The 18,938-nt window shown below is 73.0% G+C and carries 17 protein-coding genes; 4 read left to right on the top strand and 13 right to left on the bottom strand.

Annotated features, from left to right (window positions below; genetic code table 11):
- Positions 1-7: 7 nt before the first annotated feature.
- The 10 genes from ACLQ2R_RS14795 to ACLQ2R_RS14750 all read right to left on the bottom strand — a co-directional run bounded on the left by ACLQ2R_RS14795 (position 8) and on the right by ACLQ2R_RS14750 (position 11,256).
- The gene (locus tag ACLQ2R_RS14795) at positions 8-997 is read right to left on the bottom strand and encodes a TerC family protein (protein WP_425960067.1); all 990 of its coding nucleotides are present in this window, start codon (positions 995-997) and stop codon (positions 8-10) included.
- Between the two features lie 293 nt (positions 998-1,290).
- A complete protein-coding gene (locus tag ACLQ2R_RS14790) occupies positions 1,291-2,439 on the bottom strand; it encodes a glycosyltransferase family 4 protein (protein ID WP_425960066.1) in 1,149 nt (382 codons plus the stop codon).
- A 22-nt stretch (positions 2,440-2,461) separates the two neighbouring features.
- Positions 2,462-4,123: a murein biosynthesis integral membrane protein MurJ gene (murJ, locus tag ACLQ2R_RS14785; RefSeq protein WP_425960065.1), complete on the bottom strand. Its 1,662-nt coding sequence runs from the start codon at positions 4,121-4,123 to the stop codon at positions 2,462-2,464.
- Between the two features lie 8 nt (positions 4,124-4,131).
- Complete coding sequence (locus ACLQ2R_RS14780) at positions 4,132-5,007, bottom strand: hypothetical protein (RefSeq protein ID WP_425960064.1); 876 nt, start codon at positions 5,005-5,007, stop codon at positions 4,132-4,134.
- A gap of 5 nt (positions 5,008-5,012) precedes the next feature.
- Positions 5,013-5,987, bottom strand: a complete 975-nt coding sequence (locus ACLQ2R_RS14775; RefSeq protein ID WP_425960063.1) for a copper transporter — start codon at positions 5,985-5,987, stop codon at positions 5,013-5,015.
- Positions 5,984-7,195 (bottom strand): putative cytokinetic ring protein SteA, encoded by a 1,212-nt coding sequence (gene steA, locus ACLQ2R_RS14770; protein ID WP_425960062.1) that lies wholly within the window; start codon positions 7,193-7,195, stop codon positions 5,984-5,986. The genes ACLQ2R_RS14775 and steA overlap by 4 nt, the downstream gene beginning before the upstream one ends.
- Positions 7,196-7,323: 128 nt before the next feature.
- The gene (gene recN / locus ACLQ2R_RS14765; protein ID WP_425960061.1) at positions 7,324-9,036 is read right to left on the bottom strand and encodes a DNA repair protein RecN; all 1,713 of its coding nucleotides are present in this window, start codon (positions 9,034-9,036) and stop codon (positions 7,324-7,326) included.
- 90 nt (positions 9,037-9,126) lie between these two features.
- On the bottom strand, positions 9,127-10,032 hold the full coding sequence (locus ACLQ2R_RS14760; protein ID WP_425960060.1) for an NAD kinase: 906 nt from the start codon (positions 10,030-10,032) through the stop codon (positions 9,127-9,129).
- Positions 10,033-10,144: 112 nt separating this feature from the next.
- A complete protein-coding gene (locus tag ACLQ2R_RS14755) occupies positions 10,145-10,966 on the bottom strand; it encodes a TlyA family RNA methyltransferase (RefSeq protein WP_425960059.1) in 822 nt (273 codons plus the stop codon).
- Positions 10,963-11,256: a hypothetical protein gene (locus tag ACLQ2R_RS14750; protein WP_425960058.1), complete on the bottom strand. Its 294-nt coding sequence runs from the start codon at positions 11,254-11,256 to the stop codon at positions 10,963-10,965. The genes ACLQ2R_RS14755 and ACLQ2R_RS14750 overlap by 4 nt, the downstream gene beginning before the upstream one ends.
- A gap of 599 nt (positions 11,257-11,855) precedes the next feature.
- On the opposite strand from ACLQ2R_RS14750, the gene ACLQ2R_RS14745 reads away from it, so the two are divergent.
- Positions 11,856-12,203, top strand: coding sequence for an SCP2 sterol-binding domain-containing protein (locus ACLQ2R_RS14745; protein WP_386244537.1), 348 nt, complete (start codon positions 11,856-11,858; stop codon positions 12,201-12,203).
- 199 nt (positions 12,204-12,402) lie between these two features.
- On the opposite strand, the gene ACLQ2R_RS14740 is transcribed toward ACLQ2R_RS14745, so the two are convergent.
- Together ACLQ2R_RS14740 and ACLQ2R_RS14735 are read right to left on the bottom strand one after the other, a co-directional pair.
- Entirely contained in the window at positions 12,403-13,431 is a 1,029-nt protein-coding gene (locus ACLQ2R_RS14740) for an HAD-IIA family hydrolase (protein ID WP_425960057.1), read from the bottom strand.
- Positions 13,432-13,595: 164 nt separating this feature from the next.
- Positions 13,596-14,027: a tetratricopeptide repeat protein gene (locus ACLQ2R_RS14735; RefSeq protein ID WP_425960056.1), complete on the bottom strand. Its 432-nt coding sequence runs from the start codon at positions 14,025-14,027 to the stop codon at positions 13,596-13,598.
- 119 nt (positions 14,028-14,146) lie between these two features.
- Here ACLQ2R_RS14735 and ACLQ2R_RS14730 point away from each other — a divergent pair, with 119 nt between their 5' ends.
- Together ACLQ2R_RS14730 and ACLQ2R_RS14725 are read left to right on the top strand one after the other, a co-directional pair.
- Positions 14,147-15,544, top strand: a complete 1,398-nt coding sequence (locus ACLQ2R_RS14730; protein WP_425960055.1) for a DUF1015 family protein — start codon at positions 14,147-14,149, stop codon at positions 15,542-15,544.
- A 95-nt stretch (positions 15,545-15,639) separates the two neighbouring features.
- Positions 15,640-16,566: an MBL fold metallo-hydrolase gene (locus tag ACLQ2R_RS14725; RefSeq protein ID WP_425960054.1), complete on the top strand. Its 927-nt coding sequence runs from the start codon at positions 15,640-15,642 to the stop codon at positions 16,564-16,566.
- Positions 16,567-16,657: 91 nt separating this feature from the next.
- On the opposite strand, the gene ACLQ2R_RS14720 is transcribed toward ACLQ2R_RS14725, so the two are convergent.
- Positions 16,658-17,869 (bottom strand): hypothetical protein, encoded by a 1,212-nt coding sequence (locus ACLQ2R_RS14720; protein ID WP_425960053.1) that lies wholly within the window; start codon positions 17,867-17,869, stop codon positions 16,658-16,660.
- 3 nt (positions 17,870-17,872) lie between these two features.
- On the opposite strand from ACLQ2R_RS14720, the gene ACLQ2R_RS14715 reads away from it, so the two are divergent.
- A partial coding sequence (locus tag ACLQ2R_RS14715) for a hypothetical protein (protein ID WP_425960052.1) occupies positions 17,873-18,938 on the top strand: 1,066 nt, incomplete at its 3' end.

The raw sequence follows: 18,938 nt of genomic DNA, 5'->3' as shown, positions 1-18,938 counted from the left end.
CGATTCGCTAGCCCTGCTCGACACTCGCCGGGGTGTTGTCGTCCTTGCCCTCACGGGTGTCACGCCTGACCTTCATGAGGCTGATCACGGTGGTGACGACCATCGAGAGCACGATGACCGACAGCGACACCCAGATCGGCACCTCGGGGGCCCAGGAGACACCGCTGGAGTGCAGAGCCTCGAGGATCAGCTTAACCCCGATGAAACCGAGGATGAACGCGAGACCGAAGCTCAGGTAGGTCAGCTTCTGGAGCAGGCCGCCCAGCAGGAAGTAGAGCTGGCGCAGGCCCATCAGGGCGAACGCGTTCGCGGCGAAGACGATGAACGGGTCGGTGGTCAGACCGAAGATCGCCGGAATCGAGTCGAGCGCGAACAGCAGGTCGGTGGTGCCGATGGCGATCATGACGATCAGCAGCGGGGTCACCAGGCGCTTGCCGTCGACCTTGACGGTGATCTTGGAACCCACGTAGTCGTCGGTGTGCGGCAGCACCCGGCGGGCCCAGCGCAGGACCGCGTTCTCCTGGAGGTGCTCCTCCTGGCCGAACTGGCGGACGAGCTGGACCGCGGTGTAGATGAGGAACAGGCCGAACACGTAGAACAGCCAGCCGAAGTTGGCGAGGGCGGCCGAGCCGATGGCGATGAAGATGCCGCGCATGACCAGCGCCATCAGGATGCCGATCAGCAGGACCTTGTGCTGGTACATCTTCGGTACCGCGAAGCGGGTCATGATGATGTAGAACACGAAGAGGTTGTCGATGCTCAGGCTGTACTCGGTGAGATAACCGGCGATGAACTGGCCCGCGGGGACGGGGCCGGCGAACGTCCACATCACGACACCGAAGATCACCGCCAGGCTGACGTAGAACCCGACCCAGAACCCGGCTTGTTTGAGGGAGAACTCCTTCGGCTCACCGCGGTCGACGATCCACAGGTCGAAGGCGAGAACGACGAGAAGGCCGCCGATCATGGCGAACCAGGCCCACGGGGGAACACTCACAGCTGATAAACCTCCGGCAGCGCGCACGACAGACAGCCGGAGGTCTCTCCCGCCCGCATGAGGACGACCCGGTCAGAAGCCGGGTCGTGCGGACCGACAGCCCCGGGGGCCTCGTGGAGCGAGGCAACACCGTGATGACGAGACTGCCACGAAGGGATACTCCCCCCCTAACCAAGTGAGTATAGGTGCCCGACTTGGTGGCGCCTAATTCAACGTCGCGTCCCTCCGCCTTGTTCCCTCCTGTTCCCGCTTGTCCCCGCCTGTCCCCCGCGACCTGACCGCTCCGGCGGCCCTCACTGCCTTTGCCGTCCTTGCCGTCCTTGCCGTCCTGACGGCGAGGCGTAGGCCGTGAGCACCGCCTCCAGCGCCTCCGCCTCGCCCGGCAGCGCGCGGCCGCGCCGCGTGGCGGCGTCGGCCAGCTCGCGCACCCGCCCGCCCCCGGCGAGCAGTTCCGTCACCGCGTCGCGCATCGCGGCCACGTCCCCGTACGGAACCAGCACCCCGGCCTCCCCGGTCATCGCCGGGATGCCACCCACGGCCGTGGCCACCACCGGCGTCCCCGCCCGCAGGGCCTCCTGGACGACGAGCGGCTGCCCCTCCCAGCGGCTCGGGACCACCAGGGCCCTGGCCACCGCGAGCAGGTCGGCGACATCGGTGCGAGGGCCGAGCAGGAGCACCGGGAGCTCCTCCCGGTCGATCCGCCGCCGCAGCTCCTCGTGGAGCGGCCCCTCCCCCGCGACCAGGAACACCGGCCCCGAGTACGCGGCCCCGGGCTCCCCCTCCCGGAGGGCGTCCCGTACCGCCCCCGCCACGTCGAGGAGGGTCTCCAGCCCCTTCTGCTGGGCGAGCCTGGCGACCGTCAGGAAGATCGCCCGGTCTCCGGTGCCCAGCTCCGCCCGGATGTCCCCGGGGCGGCGGGTGGACGGGACCAGGGGTGGCGCGGGAACGACGGCGGCCTCGACGCGCCGCGCACCCAGCAGGGTCATCCGCTCCCCCAGGTCGGGTGAGACCACCAGGATCCGATCGGCCCGGCGGGCCACCACGCGCTCCAGGAGCCCGTACACCGCCCCGACGGCACCGCCCGCGGTGGCCGCGTTGTGCAGGGTCACCAGCAGCGGGGTGCCGGTCCCGGTCAGGGCGAGCGCGGCCAGCGCCCCGGCCCGGAGCCCGTGGGCGTGCACGACGTCGGCCCCGCGCAGCGACCGCAGCGCCCGCAGCGCCCGCAGGTCGTCGGGCGGGCGGGGCCGGTCGGAGATCGGCACCGGCACGAAACGCGCGCCCAGGCCGGCGAAGCCGAAGGCCAGGCCGGTGCTCGGCGGGCCCGCCACGACCACCCGGTGCCCCCGGCGCGCCAGCCCCCCGGCCAGCATGGCCACGTGCCGGCCGACCCCGCCCGCGCTGGTCCCCAGCACGAGTGCCACGCGCCCGCCCCGATCGGCCATCGGAACCGCTCCCCCCTGTCGATCACTCACCGGCACCGTCCCTCGCCCCCGTCTCCCGTACGGCCCGCCCGCGCAGGCGTGCCGGCAGCCCCCGCGTGTCCGGGCCGCCGATCAGCGCGGCCACGACCGCGAACGCGACCGTCCCCGCCACCGCCGCGGCCGTCCCGACCAGCACGCACATCCATCGGGACACCTCCCCGAAGGCCCCGACCACGAACAGCCCGGCTCCCCAGGCCGCGGCGCCACCGGCCAGCGCGGTCAGCAGCGCCCGGGGCGCCCCCGTCAGCGCGCGCGCCCCACCGGCGCGGAACACGGCCAGGGCCAGCAGCAGGCCGCCGACGGTCATGCCGATCGTGCTGCCCAGCGCCAGCCGCCCGACCACCTCGGTCTCGTCGCCGCGGGCGGCATCGGCCAGGACGACCTGGGCGGCCAGCGCGACCCCCCACCCCACCACCGAGGCGACGGCCGCCGGCCTGCCACGACCGCGGGCGTACAGGATGCGGGCCAGGTGCAGCATGAGCGCGTACCCGGCGAGTCCTGGCGCGAACAGCGCGACCGCCCGGGCCATCTCCGCGGGCTCGCCCCCGGGGGTGTCCTCCAGGAACACCCGCGCCACCGGCATCGCGACAGCCGCCATCACCCCGGCGGCGAGCCCGGTCACCAGCAGCACGGCCCGCGTCGTGGCGGAGGTCAGCGCGTCGAACCCGGCCAGGTCCCCCGCATCGGCCCTGGTGGACAGCACCGGGAAGGAGCTGGTGGCGATCGGCATCACCAGCACCGCGTACGGGAGCTGGTACAGCGCCCAGGCGTAGGTGTAGACGCCGACCGCGCCCTCGCCGCCCAGGTCGTTGGCGAGCTGGACGACGACGATCAACGTGATCTGCTGGGCGACCAGGACGGCCAGGCCCGCGGTGGCCAGGCCCCTGGCGCGGGCCGCGACGCCCGGGGGGAACGACAGCGAGGGCCGCAGCCGCAGCCGCAGCCGGGCCACCGGGCCGACGACGGTCGCCACCATCGCCGCCGCGGCGACGGTCGCGCCGAGGGAGAGCGAGAGCGCTCCGGCGTCGTCCAGGCGCGACAGGTCGGCGGCGGCGGGTCCGTTCACCGCCTCGAACAGCAGGTTGGAGGCGATGATGAGCAGGCTGGAGACCAGCGGGGCCAGCGCGGGCCCCAGGAAGCGCCGGTGGGCCTGGAGCACCCCGTACAGGACCACCGCCAGCCCGAAGAAGATCATCCGGGGGGCGAAGAGGACGAGCATGCCGGTGCCGACCTCGACGACCCGCGCCACGTCGCAGCCGGGCGCGCCCCCCGCCAGCAGCGCGACGATCGGGCGCGCGAACGCCACGATCAGCAGCGCCACCGGCACCAGGACCAGCATCGTCCAGGTCAGCAGCGCCGAGGTGGTGCGGCCGGCCTCGGCCCTGGCCAGGGGGTCCTGGTCGGCCCGCGAGGCCGCCGAGGCCAGCACGGGCACCACCATCCCGGCCAGCGCGCCGCCCGCGACCAGCTCGAAGACGATGTTGGGCACGTAGTTGGCGGTGTTGTAGGCGGTGCTCAGGCAGTGGTTGCCGACGCTCTCGGACTGGACGAGGTAGCGGCCGAACCCGACGAGGCGGGCCAGGACGGTCACGACGCCGATGAGGAGCGCCGCGCCCGCGATGCCCTGCCCGATCCTCCTGGTCATCGGGCTGGTCATCGGGGGGTGGGCGCCTGCTCCACGGGGCGGCGGCCGAGCATGTCGACGCGGTGCAGGAAGGGGTTGCCCGCGATCACCCTGGTGAAGCTGATCCTCTCCGAGGCCGCGGTCAGCGCGACCACGGTGCCCAGCACGGCCAGGCGTCCGGGGCGGCCCAGGGTGACGGCGGCGGCCAGGCCGAGCAGCGCGCCCAGCGCGTTGGCCCCGGCGTCGCCGAGCATCGCCCGCTCCCCCAGGTCCTCGCCCAGCAGCGCGGCGGCGGCCCCCATGGGGAGCGCGGCCAGGACGGCCGGGGCGGGCTCGTTCCGGCGCAGGCCCGCGGCGAGCAGGGGGGCGCCGGCGAGCAGGCCCACCTTGACGGCGCGTCCGGGGCGCAGGTCGAAGAGGTTGGCCAGGTTGGCGCTCCCGGCGATCAGGGCGCCGTCGACGGCCACGTCCAGGGGCGTGCGGGAGGTCAGGGCGGCGGCGGCCAGGCCCGTCACGCCGATGCCGAGGATCTTCACCGCCCCGCTGGTGACCTCTCCCTTGGCCAGGGCGCTCAGGTGCCCCCGGAATCCCTTGGACGAGGTCGCGCCGTACAGGTCGTCGTAGGCGCCGAGCCCTCCGGCGCCCGCGGCCGCCAGCAGCGCCGCCACGCGGACCCTGGCGGGCAGGCCGGGGGTCACGGCCGCGGCCGCCCCGGCTCCGGCGACGAACGCCGGCCCCTCCAGCAGGGTGATCGGCTCGCCCCGGTGGTTGGTGCGGGCCCAGGTCTCGGCGTCGCCGACCGGGGGCCTGCGGGTGAACGCGGCGTAGGCCGCGCGCGCGGCGGCGGCGCCGAGGGCCGCGCCGGCGAGGGCGTGGGAGAGGGTACGAAGAGCCGGACGAGCCATCGGAATCATCCTCCGGAGGTGGCCGTGGCGGCCGTGGGGGTGGGCGTCGCGCTGGGCTCGATGCCGGAGACGCCGGGGCCCATGCCGTACTGACCGGCCAGACCGGTCAGTTGCTCCCGGAGAGCGTAGACCACCACGACCCGTCCCGCGGGCATATCGGCGGTGTCGACGGTGGAGATCTTCTCGGTGAAGGCGGCGTCGTCGCGGATCGCCGCGATGACGCCGCCGGTCGCCGCCGCGGTCTGCGTACCGGCCAGCACGACGCCCTGGCCCCGCTCGTCCAGGCCGAGCGCCAGCGTGACCAGTGCCTTGGCCTGCGTGGCCGCGCCCTCCCCGGTGTACGCCTCCGCCGGGGCGATCAGCAGCGCCAGGTCGGCGCGCCTGGTGGGGTTGTCGGTGACGCTGAGCAGGCCGCCGCGCTGGAAGGCGTCCACGATGCTCGCGCCCGCCGGGTGCGCCTCGCCCGCCTGGGCGGGGTCGGACGTCACGATCGCGCCGGCGAGCACCTCGGCCGCCTTGTCGTAGGCGGTGTCCTCGGCCGGGAAGACCGTCTCGGGGGCCTTGGCCCCGACGGCCAGCTTGTCGACGAAGCCCGTCTGGGCCGGGTCGACGTACCTCTCGGCGAGGGTGATCCGGCCGGTGACGGTCGCCCCGGCCTCCTCGACCACCTGCTGGACCGCCTCACGCACGGCCGTCGCGGCCCCGGGCGCCTCGACGATCACGACGCGCTTGCCAGTCAGCGCGTCCTGCACCAGCCGGGGGGTGTCGCCGGCCACGAAGGCGTCGTTGGCGGCCTCGCGCTTCTGCAGGGTCTCCACCTGCTCGCGCAGCTCGTTGTTGCCCTCGCGGAACTGGTTGACGGCCAGCTCGCTCGCCTTGATGACGGGGTCCTCGAGCAGGGTGGTGCCCAGCACGATCCCGACCGACAGGGCCAGGAAGATCGCGACGATGGAGACCAGGTGATAGCGGAAATCGATCACGAGAAGAGTCCGACCAGCCAGAAGATGAAGCCGCTCCAGCCGTCGCGCATGCTGTCCAGCCAGATCTTGCCCACCGGGGAGACGACGATCGCCACCCCCATGGTGATCAGCGTGGTGGCGACGAGCAGGAGCAGGGACGGGGTGGATATCCGGCTGCGGTAGAGCCGGCTGACGCCCTTGGCGTCGACGAGTTTGCTACCCACCCGCAGGCGGGTGAGGAAGGTGCTGGCCATGCCCGAGCGGCCCTTGTCGAGGAACTCCACCAGCGTGGCGTGGGTGCCGACGGCGACGATGAGGTCGGCGCCCTTGTCGTCGGCGAGCAGCATGGCGATGTCCTCGCTGGTCCCGATGGCCGGGAAGAGCACCGCGCTGCGGCCGAGCTGCTGGACCCGTTCCAGACCCGGCGCCCTGCCGTCGCGGTAGGCGTGCACGACCAGCTCGGCGCCGATGGTGAGGGCCTTGGTGGAGACGGAGTCGAAGTCGCCCACGATGATGTCGGGCGTGTAGCCCGCCTCCAGCAGCGCGTCGGCGCCGCCGTCCACCCCGATCATGATCGGCCGGTACTCACGGATGTAGGGGCGAAGGGCGGCGATGTCCTCCTTGTAGTGGTATCCGCGCACCACGATGAGGACGTGCCTGCCCTCCATGACGGTCCGCACGTCGGGCACGCCGATGCCGTCGATGAGCAGGTCGCGCTCGCGGCGGACGTACTCCATGGTGTTGGCGGCGAACGCCTCGATCTGCACGGTCAGGCCGACCCGCGCCTCGCTCATGGCGGCCTCGACGGACTCGGCCGTCTGCACGTCGCCCTTGCCGACGGCCTCCTCGCCCAGGTACACGACGCCCTCGTGCAGCCGGACCCGGTCGCCGTCCTTGATCCGCTCGAACAGTTCGGGGCTCGCGTTGTCGATGAACGGCACCCCGGCCTCGACGATGATCTGCGGGCCCATGTTCGGGTAGCGGCCGCTGATGCCCGCGGCGACGTCGACGACACCCGCCGCGCCGCACGCGACAAGCGCCTCCGCGCTCACCCGGTCAACGTCAACGTGATCGATAATCGCGATTTCCCCGGCCCTGAGGCGCTTGGTCAGCCTCTTGGTCCGCCGATCGATTCTCGCCACTGCCGTCACCCCGGGAAGGTCCGTGACCTTCCTGCGGCGGAGGTACCCCGTGAGCCTGTCTTGAAGCCCGTCAATCGGCACCTTCATCACGCCCATCCTGCCAGAGGGAACGACCGGGAGTGCCAAACAGGCGGCAGCGTGTCAGATACGTCACAGAGAAGCCCCCCGCCCGCTCCCCGGGAACGGGCGAATCACCCCTTCAGGCCTTCACACGCTCACGCCTTGTCGGCGGCGGCGATCGACAGCAGCTCCTGCGCGTGCGCGCGGCCCAGCTCGGAGTCCTCCAGCCCGGCGAGCATCCGCGAGAGCTCCCGCGCCCGGCCGTCCATGTCCAGGGCGATCACGCCGCTGCGCACCACGCTGCCGTCGTCGGCCTTCTCCACCACGAGGTGCTGGTCGGCGAAGGCCGCCACCTGCGGCAGGTGGGTGACGACGATCACCTGCGAGGTACGGGCCAGCCGGGCCAGCCTGCGGCCGATCTCCACGGCGGCCTTGCCGCCCACCCCCGCGTCGACCTCGTCGAAGACGAACGTCGGGACCGGGTCGGCGCCGGCGAACACCACCTCGATGGCGAGCATCACCCGGCTCAGCTCGCCTCCGGAGGCGCCCTTGTTCAGCGGCAGCGGCGGCGAGGCCGGGTGCGGCGACAGGCGCAGCTCGACCTCGTCGACGCCGTGCGGGCCGAACTCCGAGGCGGCGGTGATGACGACCACCACCCGGGCGTGCGGCATGGCCAGCGCGGTCAGCTCCTCGGTCACGGCCTGCCCGAACCGCTCCGCCGCCGCCGTCCTGACCCGGGTCAGCTCGGCGGCCAGCTCGGTGAGCAGCCCGGTGATCTCCTCGTACTCGCGGGTCAGCTCGGCGATGCGGTCGTCGTCGCCGTCGAGCTCGGCGACGCGCGCCGCGGCCCGCGCCGCCCAGGCGAGCACCTCGGAGGTGTCGTGGCCGTACCTGCGGATGACGTGGATCAGCTCGGCCCGCCGCTCCTGCACGGCCGCGAGCCGGGCCGGGTCGGAGTCGATCGACTCGGCGTACGCGGCCAGCTCGGTGGCCACGTCGGAGATCAGGTAGCCCGCCTCGGCGAGCCGGTCGGCGATGCCGCCCAGCGCCGGGTCGAAGTCGCGCACCGCCTCGACGGCCGTACGGGCCTCCCCGACCAGCGCGATCGCGTCCGGCATGGCCTGCTCGCCGGACATCGGGTCACCGAGCAGCGCCCGGTGCGCGCTCTCGGCGGCGCCGCGCAGCGAGTCGGCGTGGGAGAGCCGCTCCTCCTCCTCGCGAAGGTCGTTCTCCTCGCCGGCCTTGGGGTCGGCCTTCTCGACCTCGCCGAGCCCGAACCTGAGCTGGTCGGCCTCCTGGGCGCGCTCCCTGGCCCGGGTGGTGAGCTCGGCCAGCCGCTCGGCGATCTCGCGGTGCCGCTTGTAGGCCTGCTCGTAGGCGCGCAGCGGCTTGACCAGCTCCTCACCGGCGTAGCGGTCGAGGGCGCCGCGCTGGCGGGCGGCCTGCAGCAGCCGCTGCTGGTCCATCTGGCCGTGCACGGCGACGAGATCCTCGGCCAGGTAGGTGAGGGTGCCGACCGGGACGGTGCGCCCGCCCAGCCAGGCGCGGCTGCGCCCCTCGACCGAGACGGTCCGCGAGATGATCAGCTCGCCGTCCTCGACCTCGCCGCCGACGTCCTGCACCTGCTGGGCGACGCGCCCGGCCGGATCGACCTGGAGCGTGCCCTCGATGGTCGTCCTGTCGGCCCCGGGGCGGACGCGGGCGGGGTCGGCCCGGCCGCCGAACAGCAGCCCCAGACCGGTGACGACCATGGTCTTGCCCGCACCCGTCTCGCCCGTGACCACGGTGAATCCCGGCGATAGCACCAGGACGGCCTCATCGATCACGCCGAGCCCCTGGATGCGGACCTCCTCGACTCTGGGTCGCACTGGTCCCTCCCGTCACATCGAGTTCACCGAACATCAGTGCGGTGCGCGGGCACGATCCTACGCGCTCCGGACGTCGCCCGCCCGGGCGAACTAGGGCCTCACCCGGCCACGCCAGCCCTGAACGGGGAGATCGAATTTGGCGACCAGCCGGTCGGTGAACGGCGCCCCGGTGTCCTCCAGGCCGTGCAGCCTGGCCAGCCGTACCGGCAGCGTGGCCCGCCTGAGCTCCACCCTCGCGCCCGCGGGCAGGTCGAACCTGCGGCGCCCGTCGCACCAGAGCACCGCGCCGGCCGTCTCCGGCTGGACCTCCAGCGCGAGCCTGGATCTGGGCGAGACCACCAGGGGCCGGGAGAACAGGGCGTGCGCGCTGATCGGCACCAGCAGCAGCGCCTCCACCTCGGGCCAGACGACCGGGCCGCCGGCCGAGAAGGCGTACGCGGTCGAACCGGTCGGCGTGGCGCAGATCACCCCGTCGCACCCCCAGCGCGAGAGCGGGCGCCCGTCGATCTCGGCGACCACCTCCAGCATCCGCTCGCTCTTCTCGACGGTGGCCTCGTTCAGCGCCCAGCTGTCGGCCAGCAGCTCGCCGTTGAGGCGGGCCGTGACCTCGATGGTCATCCGCTCCTCGACGTCGTAGCGGCCCTCCACCACGCTGTCGACCGCCTCCGCCAGGTCCTCGACCTCTGCCTCGGCCAGGAAGCCCACGTGGCCGAGGTTGACGCCCAGCAGCGGCACCCCGGCCGGGCGCGCCAGCTCGGCCGCCCGCAGCAGGCTCCCGTCGCCCCCGAGCACGATCATCATCTCGGCGTCGTCGACCGCCGCCGTTCCCGCGGGCACCACGTCCGCGCCGGTACAGGCGATCTCGTCGGCCTCGGCACCGAGGACGCGCACGGTCAGCCCGGCGTCCAGGAACCGCCGGATCACCATCCGGGCGCTGTCGACGGCCGCCTCCCGCCCGGTGTGCGCGGTGACCAGCACGGTGCGCTTGGCAGTCATCTGTCTCATCTCTCTCGGGTCGCCACCTGCCGAGGACCTTCTACCGTGACCCTTCCACGGGTCGTCCTCCCCCGCCGGAGGGGCCCCTACCCGGGCCCTCCTGACGGGGCCACTACTGCGGGCCTTCCCGTACCGCGCGGTCGATCTCGGCGTCGAGGTCGGCGACCGGCCGGGGGCCCTCCCCCTTGCCGAGCCACAGGACGTACTCGACGTTGCCCGACGGTCCCGGCAGCGGGCTCGCGGTGACCCCGCGCGCCTCCAGGCCGAGCGTCCCCGCGGATCGGGCCACATCCCGTACGGACTCGGCCCGCAGGCCGGGGTCCCGGACGACCCCGCCCGCGCCGACCCGCTCCCTGCCGACCTCGAACTGCGGTTTGACCAGCATCGCGAAGTCCGCCCGGCCGGCCGCGCAGCGCGCCAGGGCGGGCAGCACCAGGCGCAGGGAGATGAAGGAGAGGTCACCGACGATCAGCGTGGGGGGCGGCTCGCCGACCAGCTCCGGCGTCAGGTCCCTGACGTTGACCCGTTCCATCACCGTGACCCGCTCGTCGGTGCGCAGCGACCACGCGAGCTGGCCGTACCCGACGTCGACGGCCAGCACGTGCCCGGCTCCGGCCCGGAGCAGCACGTCGGTGAACCCGCCGGTCGAGGCCCCCGCGTCCAGGCAGCGCCGGCCCGCCACGGTGAGACCCCCGGGACCGAAGGCCTCCAGCGCGCCGAGGAGCTTGTGGGCCCCTCGCGAGACGTAGTCGGGGCCGTCGGAGGCCTCCACGACCACGATCGCCGAGGCCGTGTCGACCTGGGTCGCGGGTTTCGCGGCCGTCCTGCCGCCGACGCTGACCCGCCCGGCCTCGATGAGCTGGGCGGCCTGTTCCCTGGAGCGCGCCAGCCTGCGACGGACCAGCTCGCTGTCGAGACGTGCCCGCCTGCTCACCGGTACCGCTCCCGGGGGTCGCCCGGCCGGGGCGGTGCCCATCGCCGGTCCCGGTCCCGGTCCCGGTCCTGGTCCCGGTCCTGGTCCTGGTGCTGATCCCGGTCCTGGTCCGCCGTGCCGGGCGGCGGGCTCGTCCTGTCGTCCACCGAGGAGAGCACGTGCTCCAGCCCGGTGAACACCTCCTCGAAGACGTCCGCGTGCGCGGACACGGGCAGGGCACCGAGCCGGGCCAGGCCGCTCAGCGCGGCGTCCGCCCGCCCGTCGCCGGTCTCCTCCAGCAGGTCCGTCATGTGCCCCCTCCGGAACCCCTCCCGGCGCCCCGTCTCCTGTGACCGTCTCCCGTGACCGTCCTCCATGGCCGCCCCGGTGCTCCGGGCCGTTCCCGGCCGTCGTCCGGGCGGGCGGCCGGACGACGGCCGGCGCCGGGACGACGCCCCGGGCACCCGGGTGATGATCCGGGCGCGCGTCCAGGACGTCACGTGGGCACGGCGGTCGCCGGTGCCGTGCGCGTGAACTCCCCGAACCGTATCGGAACCCGCGCCGCCCGTCGCCCCGGCGGTCGTCCCGCCCGCGCGTCCGGCCTCGCGGCCCGTCCTGCCGGTGATGTCGCGCGGGTCCGGCGCGTACCCGCGCGTCCGGCCTCGCGGCCCGTCCCCGGCCGGTTTCCGGGGCCCGGCGGGAACGGGGCGGGGACGGGCGTGAACCATCCCGGGCGTCCGATCGTTGACCTCTCGTCGGGACCGGCGCCACCCGCCCCCGGGGGTTCCGCGCACCATGACGGGGTCTCCTTTTCCCGGCCCCCGCGCCGGGTTGCGGCCGTCCCCGTGTGGAACGCTACGGTCCGTACCGGAGAGTGATCCGGACCGGCAGGAGAAGGGAGCGCGACGCGATGGCGACCGTCGACGAGTGCCGGACGGCACTGCGCAAACTCGGCGAGCGGTTCGACGAGGTCGACCAGGAGAGCCGCGCCAGACACGTGGTCGAACGCAGCATCAGCTGCCACGTCAAGGATCTGGGCGTCACCTTCTACGGTCACCTCCACCACGGCGGGCTGGGGCCCTTCGAGGATCTGGCCCCGGGTGACGACCGCGGGGCCGAGGTGAAGCTGACCATCGGCAGTGACGACCTGGTCTCCCTGGTGAACGGGGATCTCGACATGGGACGCGCCGTCTTCGGCGGCCGGGTCAAGATCGACGCCAGCTTCGGCGACCTCCTCCGCCTGCGCAAGCTCCTCTGAGCAGGACCCGAGGGGACCTGCGGCGAGGGCCGGAGCGGGCGGGAGCCCGCCGGCGCGTCAGGACGGCCACCGGGTGAGGACGGCTTCCACGGGCGGCGGCGAGCGGGGACGGCCGGCGGGCAGGGGAGATCAGCGGGCGGTGCCGGCGACGACGGGAGTCGCCGGAACCGCGTGTCCGGACGTCGCCGGGCGGGAACGGTCAGCGGGCGGTGCCGGCGGGCCGGTTCCGCGACGGCAGGACGGCGTCCAGGGCCGTCTTGATCGCGTCCTCGTCCGCCCGTTCCTCCCCCACCGCCTCCCAGGTGGCCGCGGAGGCCGCCCGGAGCCCGTCGAGCGGCTCGCCCGCGCCCTCCAGGGCCAGCGCGTCCCCCTCCCAGCGGGCCGTCCACCCCTGGCAGGCCCACCCCCGCCCGGTCCGCCGTACCTCGGGATAGGGCAGGTGCAGCGCCGCCAGGTCGGCGGCGACGTAGGTGGGCCGGTGCCGGGGCTCGGCGGTCAGCAGGTCGAGCGGGGTCGCCACGCCGGTCAGCACCAGCAGGCTGTCGACCCCGGCGTTGGTCGCCCCCTCGATGTCGGTGTCGAGCCGGTCGCCGACCACCAGGGGCCTGCGTGATCCGGTACGGAGCATCGACTCGCGGTGCAGCGGCGGCTCGGGCTTGCCCGCCACGACCGGTTCCACCCCGGTCGCCGTGGCGATCACCCTGACCATGGCGCCGTTGCCGGGAAGCTCGCCCCTGCCGGTCGGCATGGTCGCGTCGGCGTTCGCGGCCACGAACAGCGCGCCGTTGCGTACCGCGAGCGCCCCCTCGGCCAGCAGGCCGTAGGAGAGGTCGGGGGCGATGCCCTGGACGACCGCCACCGGGGCGTCCAGGGCGGTGCTGACCGGGCGCAGCCCGTGGGCGCGCAACGCGACCCGCAGCCCCATCCCGCCGACCACCAGCACCGGGGCCCCCGGCCCGAACCGCTCGGCCACGAGCCGCGCGGCGGCCTGGGCCGAGGTGACGACGTCCTCGGCGGTCGCCGGGGCGCCCAGCGCGCTCAGGTGCTGGGCGATGGCCGCCGGGGTGCGCGAGGCGTTGTTGGTGACGTAGGCGAGGCGCACGCCCCGCTCCGCCGCCTCGCGCAGGGATTCCGGAGCCCCGGGTACGGCCTCACGCCCGAGGTACACCACCCCGTCGAGATCGAGGAGAAGGGTGTCGTAGGGGTCGATCAGCGTGTTGGTGTTCACCGGCCCATTCCATCACTCGCATCCTCTTGCCCATACAGATCGTTCACGCCCCCGGGGCGTTCTTCTCCAGGGTCCACCGGCCTTCTCCGGGCCGGATTCACGGACCTCACCCGGCTCCCCGGCCCTCGACGGAGGCCGGGCCCCGAGGACCCGATCACCCGGAGTCACATCCGGCGGGCACGGAGCGTCGCGCGCACGCTCTTGAGGGCCGAGACGTAGTGCCGTAGATCGGGCCGCATCGCGACGGCGATGGCCAGGGGCTCCTGCGCCCCCTCCATGTCCCCGGTCCGCCACAGGGAGAGCCCGAGACCGAAATACGCGTAGTCCTCGGCCGGATTGGCGTCGATGATCCAGCGGAAGCTGTCGGCCGCGTCGGCGTACTGCCGGGAGTTGAACTGTGCCCTGGCCAGGGCCTCGCGGACGCTGCGTGACTCCGGCTCCGCGTCGGCCGCCCGCTCCAGAAGCGCGGCCGCCGCCGCCGGGCTGCCCTCGGACAGCAGCCTCATCCCTCGTTGGAACCATTCGTAGACGTCCCCGACAGGCGCGCCCGTCTCGGGGCCGGGGGGATCAGACGGACCGCCACGTCCCTGGACCATCGTGTGAGGCCTCCTTCATCGACAGACGACAGATCTGACCGATTCCTGACGGATCGGAAACCGCCACGGACCCCACGGCCTCGAAGCGGTTCCCGGTCGTTTCAGGCCTTTATGGCAGCATGCCCTCTATGGCGAATCCTGAACTGCCGGTACCTGACGGGCTGGTGCTACGCCCGTTCCGCGGAATACGGTTCACGGTCGACGATCTGGCCGGGGTCACCTCCCCGCCCTACGACCTCATCGACGAGGCCGGGGTGCGAGAGCTGCTCGACACCCATCCCAACAATGTGGTGCGTTTGATCCTTCCCGGCTCCGACCACCACAGGTACGCCGAGGCCCGTACGACACTCCACGAATGGCTCTCCTCGGGGGTGCTCGCCGCCGACGACAGACCCGCCCTCTACGTCTACGAGCAGTCGGGGCCGGGGATCCTGCAACGCGGGCTCATCGGCGACGTGGGGCTGGCCGGGCCGGAGGCCGGCATCATCCTGCCGCACGAGGACGTCATGCCCGGCCCGGTGGCGGACCGGCTGGCGCTGATGAGCACCACCGAGGCCAACCTCGAACCGATCTTCTTGCTCTACGACGGCGCGGGAGGGGCGGCCAGCGGCCTCGTCGACCGGATCGCCGCGTCCCGGCCCCCGCTGGCGGAGACGGCGACCTCCGACGGTCTTCGTCACCGGCTGTGGGCCGTCACCGACGCCGGGGAGCTCGCCTCGATCGACGCCGACCTCCGCCCCAGGCAGGCCCTCATCGCCGACGGGCACCACCGTTACGCCACCTACCTCGCGCTCCAGCGCGAGCACAGGTCCGCGACGGCGGCGGGCCCGGACGCGACCGGAGTCCCTGCGGGGAGCGGGACCTCACCGGCAGAAGGGGCGGGAGGATCCGCGGAGCCCGGGCCGTGGGACCTCGGCCTCGCCCTCCTGGTGGACTCCACCGCCTACCCCCCGAACCTGAAGGCCATTCACCGGGTCGTTCCCGGTCTCCCCCCGGAGGAGGCGCTGACCAAGGCCAGGGGTTCGTGGCGGGTACAGGAACACGCCGACCTGGCCGAGGGACTGGCCGCGCTGGAGCAGACCACAGGACCGGCCTACCTGCTGTCCGGGGGAGGAATGACCCACCTGCTCAGCGACCCGGATCCGGACCAGCTCGAACACGCCATGCCCCCCGGCCGATCAGCCGGATGGCGGGCGCTGAACACGTCCGTCCTCGCGGAGTTCCTGCTCCCCAAGGTCTGGGGAACCGACGACGACGAACGGTCGGTGCGCATCGTCCACCACGACCCCGAGGCCGCCGTACGACTCGCGCGGGCCTGCGGCGGAACGGCCGTGCTGTTGCGCCCGCTGGCGGTCGAGGACGTGCTCGCGGTCGCGGCCCAGGGAGAACGGGTCCCCCGCAAGTCCACCTCGTTCGGCCCCAAACCCCGTACCGGCCTGGTGTTGCGCCTGCTCTCCCCCCTGCCGGAACCCGGCGGCGAGGCGTCCGCGCCGCCGTCCGGAGAGCCGGCCCCCTGAGAGATTTCGAGATCTTTTCGCGTCGCCACACTGTGAGACGCGCCCGAAGAGCCGAATACTGTTCCGGAGACACCGGTTCCAGAATGAGGTGACCCGTGGACAACATCACCGCCCTCGGCGGAGACGTCTATGAGATCGACACGAGAATGGCCGGGTACTCCGGCATAACGGCCGGCTACCTGATCCTCGGCGACCGGCCCTGCCTGGTGGAGACCGGCACCTCCACCTCCGCCCCCGTGGTGCGCGACGCCCTGACCTCCCTGGGCGTCGGCCCGCGGGACCTCTCCACGGTCGTCGTCACGCACATCCACCTGGACCACGCGGGCGGGGTCGGCGACATCGCCGGTTTCTACCCGGACGCGGAGATCGTCGTCCACGAGAAGGGCGCCCGGCACCTCGCCGACCCGTCCAGGTTGATGGCCAGCGCCCGGATGGTCTGGGGCGACAAGCTGGACGTCCTGTTCGGCGATCTCTCCCCGACCGAGGCGTCGAGGATCCGCGCGCTGGGCGACACCGGCTCCATCGACCTCGGCAACGGACGGACGCTGAGCAGTCACTACTCCCCAGGACACGCCAAACACCACGTGGGACTGGTCGACTCGGGCACCGGCGATCTCTACGTGGGCGACGCGGCCGGCGTCTATCTTCCGGAGACCGGTGATCTGCGTCCCGCGACGCCCCCGCCGGACTTCGACCTGCAGACCGCGCTGGACTCCATCGCCCTGTTCGAGGCACTGGGTCCGCAGCGGCTGCTCTTCAGCCACTACGGGCCGGTCACCGACGTGGAGGAGACGCTCGGGCGTTCCGCCGAGGAGCTGCGCGTCTGGGTCGACCTGACCCGGCAGGCACACGCGGAGGGCATGGACCTGGACCACGCCGTGGCCATGGTCAGGGACCGCACCCGCGACCGCTACGCCGCGCTGAGGGGGGACGAGGCGACCGCCGAGCAGTTCGAACTGCTCAGCGGCGCCCCGTCCAACGTGGCCGGAATCCTGCACTGGCTGAACCGGGTCCAGCCCTGAGGTCCGCCGTGCCCACGGGCACGGGCACGGGCCTCGCCCGTCCGCCGGGGGTCGTCGAACCGCCCCGGCGGCGGGCGAGGCCACCTGAGAACTACTTGCCGTCGTTCCTGCCCCGGTGGTCCGGGCCGGGACCGATCTCGTCCTCGTCGTCGGGGTCGACATCCGGGCCGTCGCTGAGGATGTCCCCGAAGTCGGGCTCGATGAACGCCGGCCCGACCAGGTCGACCTTGCCGGGCTTCTGGACCTTCGGTTCGGCCTTCTGCTGGATCGCGGGCTCGGCCCTCACCGCCGGCTTCGCGGCAGGGACCTTTCCTGACGGAACGTCGTCATCGGCGGACTCGTCGCCCGGAGCCTCGGCGGTGGTGAGCCGCTCCTCCCCGTGCTCGTCGTCGCTTTCCTCGTCGTCCTCGTCGTCCTCGTCGTCCTCGTCGTCCTCGTCGTCCTCGTCGTCGCTGCCGAGATCGTCGCTCTCGGCATCGGCGTCCGCGGCCGTGGTGTCGCCGGCGTCCGCGTCGCCACCGGCGGGCACGTCGTCGTCATCATCGTCGCTGTCGTCGCTGTCGGCGCTGTCGATGTCCCCGACACCACGGGCGTCACCGGAATCACCGGCGTTACCGGCGTTACCGGCGTTACCGGCGTTACCGGCGTTTTCGGCACCGACCTCGTCACCGGCGAGGGCGTCGTCCCCGAGGTCGGCCTCCTCGCCGCCCTCCTCGTCCTCGTCCTCTTCGAGATCCTCGATGACGGAACCGGTCAGCTCCGCGTAGCGCTCGGCCGCGTCGGTCTCGCCGTCCTCGTCGAAGGCCATGGCGCGGCCGAACCACTCGGTCGCGGGCTCCTCGTGTCCGGCCGCCGCCAACGCGTCGGCGTAGGCGAAGGCGAGACGAGCGGACCAGGGCTGGGGGCGGGTGTCACGCAGCTCGGGAAGCCGCTGGAGGGTGATGACCGCCGCGTCGTTCTGACCGAGATCACGACGGGCACCGGACTCCACGATGGCCAGCTCGATCTTGCCGACGCGGTCGAGCCGCTCGGCCTCCTTCGAGCGGACGAGGTCGAGGGCACGCTCAGGCCGTTTGAGACCGCGCTCGCAGTCCGCCATGATCGGCAGGAACGAGTCGGAGCCCGTCATGCGGCGAGCCGCACGAAGGTCGCTGAGCGCTTCGGCGAAGTGCCCCGCGCGATAGGCCGCGATTCCCACGGCCTCACGGATCACTCCGATCCTGGCCGCGAAGCGGCGTGCGACCTTGGTGTGCTCGTACGCCCGCTCCGCGTCGTCCTCGCCCAGGGCCCTCTCCGCCGCCACCAGGTGGCGCGAGATCAGCTCGGCGAGATCGAGCGGCAGGGAGCGCAGCTCCTCGCGGATCTCCTTGTCGAGTTCCTCCGCGGTGATGTCCGGAGCGAGCTCGGGGAGTTCCTCACGCTGGCGAGGAGCCTCCTCCTGCCCGCTCTGCCCGCCGAAGCGGTCGTCGCGGCCATAGCGGGTACGAGACCCCTCACCGTCACGATCGCTGAAGGGACGTCCTCCACCGGGCCGGTCATCACGGCTGAACGACCTGCGCTCGCCACCACGGTCGTCCCGGGAGTAGGACGGGCGGTCCCCGCCGCGACTGTCACGGTTGAACGGAGGACGGCTCCCACCGCGATCATCGCGGTTGAACGGCGGCCTGCCGGAGCCTCGGTCGTCACGGTTGAACGGGGGACGGCTCGACCCCCGGTCGTCGCGGTTGAACGGCTTGCGCTCCCCATCGGGACGCGGACCGTACTGCCCACGCGACTGATCACGATCACCGTACGTGGGCCTTCCACCGCGGTCGTCGCGGTTGTAGGCGGGACGGTCCCCGCCTCGGTTGTCGCGGTTGAACGGCGGACGCTCCGGGCGATCCCCGCGATACCCGCCACCGGGACGGTCGTCACGACCGGCCGGCGGACGCCCGGAACCACGATCATCACGATTGAACGGAGGACGACCCGAACCACGATCATCGCGGTTGTAGGCAGGACGGTCCCCGCCACGGTCGTCGCGGTTGTAGGCGGGACGGTCCCCACCGCGATTGTCGCGGTTGAACGGCGGACGGCTCCCACCGCGATCGTCGCGGTTGAACGGCGGCCTGCCGGAGCCGCGATCGTCGCGGTTGTAGGCGGGACGGTCCCCGCCTCGGTTGTCGCGGTTGAACGGCGGGCGCTCCGGGCGATCGCCACGGTACCCGCCACCGGGACGGTCGTCACGACCGGCCGGCGGACGCCCGGAACCACGATCGTCACGATTGAACGCAGGACGGCTCCCACCACGATCATCGCGGTTGAACGGCTTGCGCTCCCCATCGGGACGCGGACCGTACTGCCCACGCGACTGATCACGATCACCGTACGTG

It is taken from the genome of Streptosporangium sp. DT93 (assembly GCF_049844535.1).
Classification (GTDB): Bacteria; Actinomycetota; Actinomycetes; order Streptosporangiales; family Streptosporangiaceae; genus Streptosporangium.
This window is presented reverse-complemented; position numbering and strand designations above follow the sequence as displayed.

Coding starts and splice junctions, on each gene's coding strand:
- ACLQ2R_RS14745 (WP_386244537.1), top strand. CDS start 11,856: ATGGCGACCGTCGACGAGTGCCGGACGGCACTGCGCAAACTCGGCGAG.
- steA (WP_425960062.1), bottom strand. CDS start 7,195: ATGAAGGTGCCGATTGACGGGCTTCAAGACAGGCTCACGGGGTACCTC.
- ACLQ2R_RS14750 (WP_425960058.1), bottom strand. CDS start 11,256: ATGACGGACCTGCTGGAGGAGACCGGCGACGGGCGGGCGGACGCCGCG.
- ACLQ2R_RS14780 (WP_425960064.1), bottom strand. CDS start 5,007: ATGGCTCGTCCGGCTCTTCGTACCCTCTCCCACGCCCTCGCCGGCGCG.
- ACLQ2R_RS14735 (WP_425960056.1), bottom strand. CDS start 14,027: ATGGTCCAGGGACGTGGCGGTCCGTCTGATCCCCCCGGCCCCGAGACG.
- murJ (WP_425960065.1), bottom strand. CDS start 4,123: ATGACCAGGAGGATCGGGCAGGGCATCGCGGGCGCGGCGCTCCTCATC.
- ACLQ2R_RS14730 (WP_425960055.1), top strand. CDS start 14,147: ATGCCCTCTATGGCGAATCCTGAACTGCCGGTACCTGACGGGCTGGTG.
- ACLQ2R_RS14790 (WP_425960066.1), bottom strand. CDS start 2,439: ATGGCCGATCGGGGCGGGCGCGTGGCACTCGTGCTGGGGACCAGCGCG.
- ACLQ2R_RS14760 (WP_425960060.1), bottom strand. CDS start 10,032: ATGACTGCCAAGCGCACCGTGCTGGTCACCGCGCACACCGGGCGGGAG.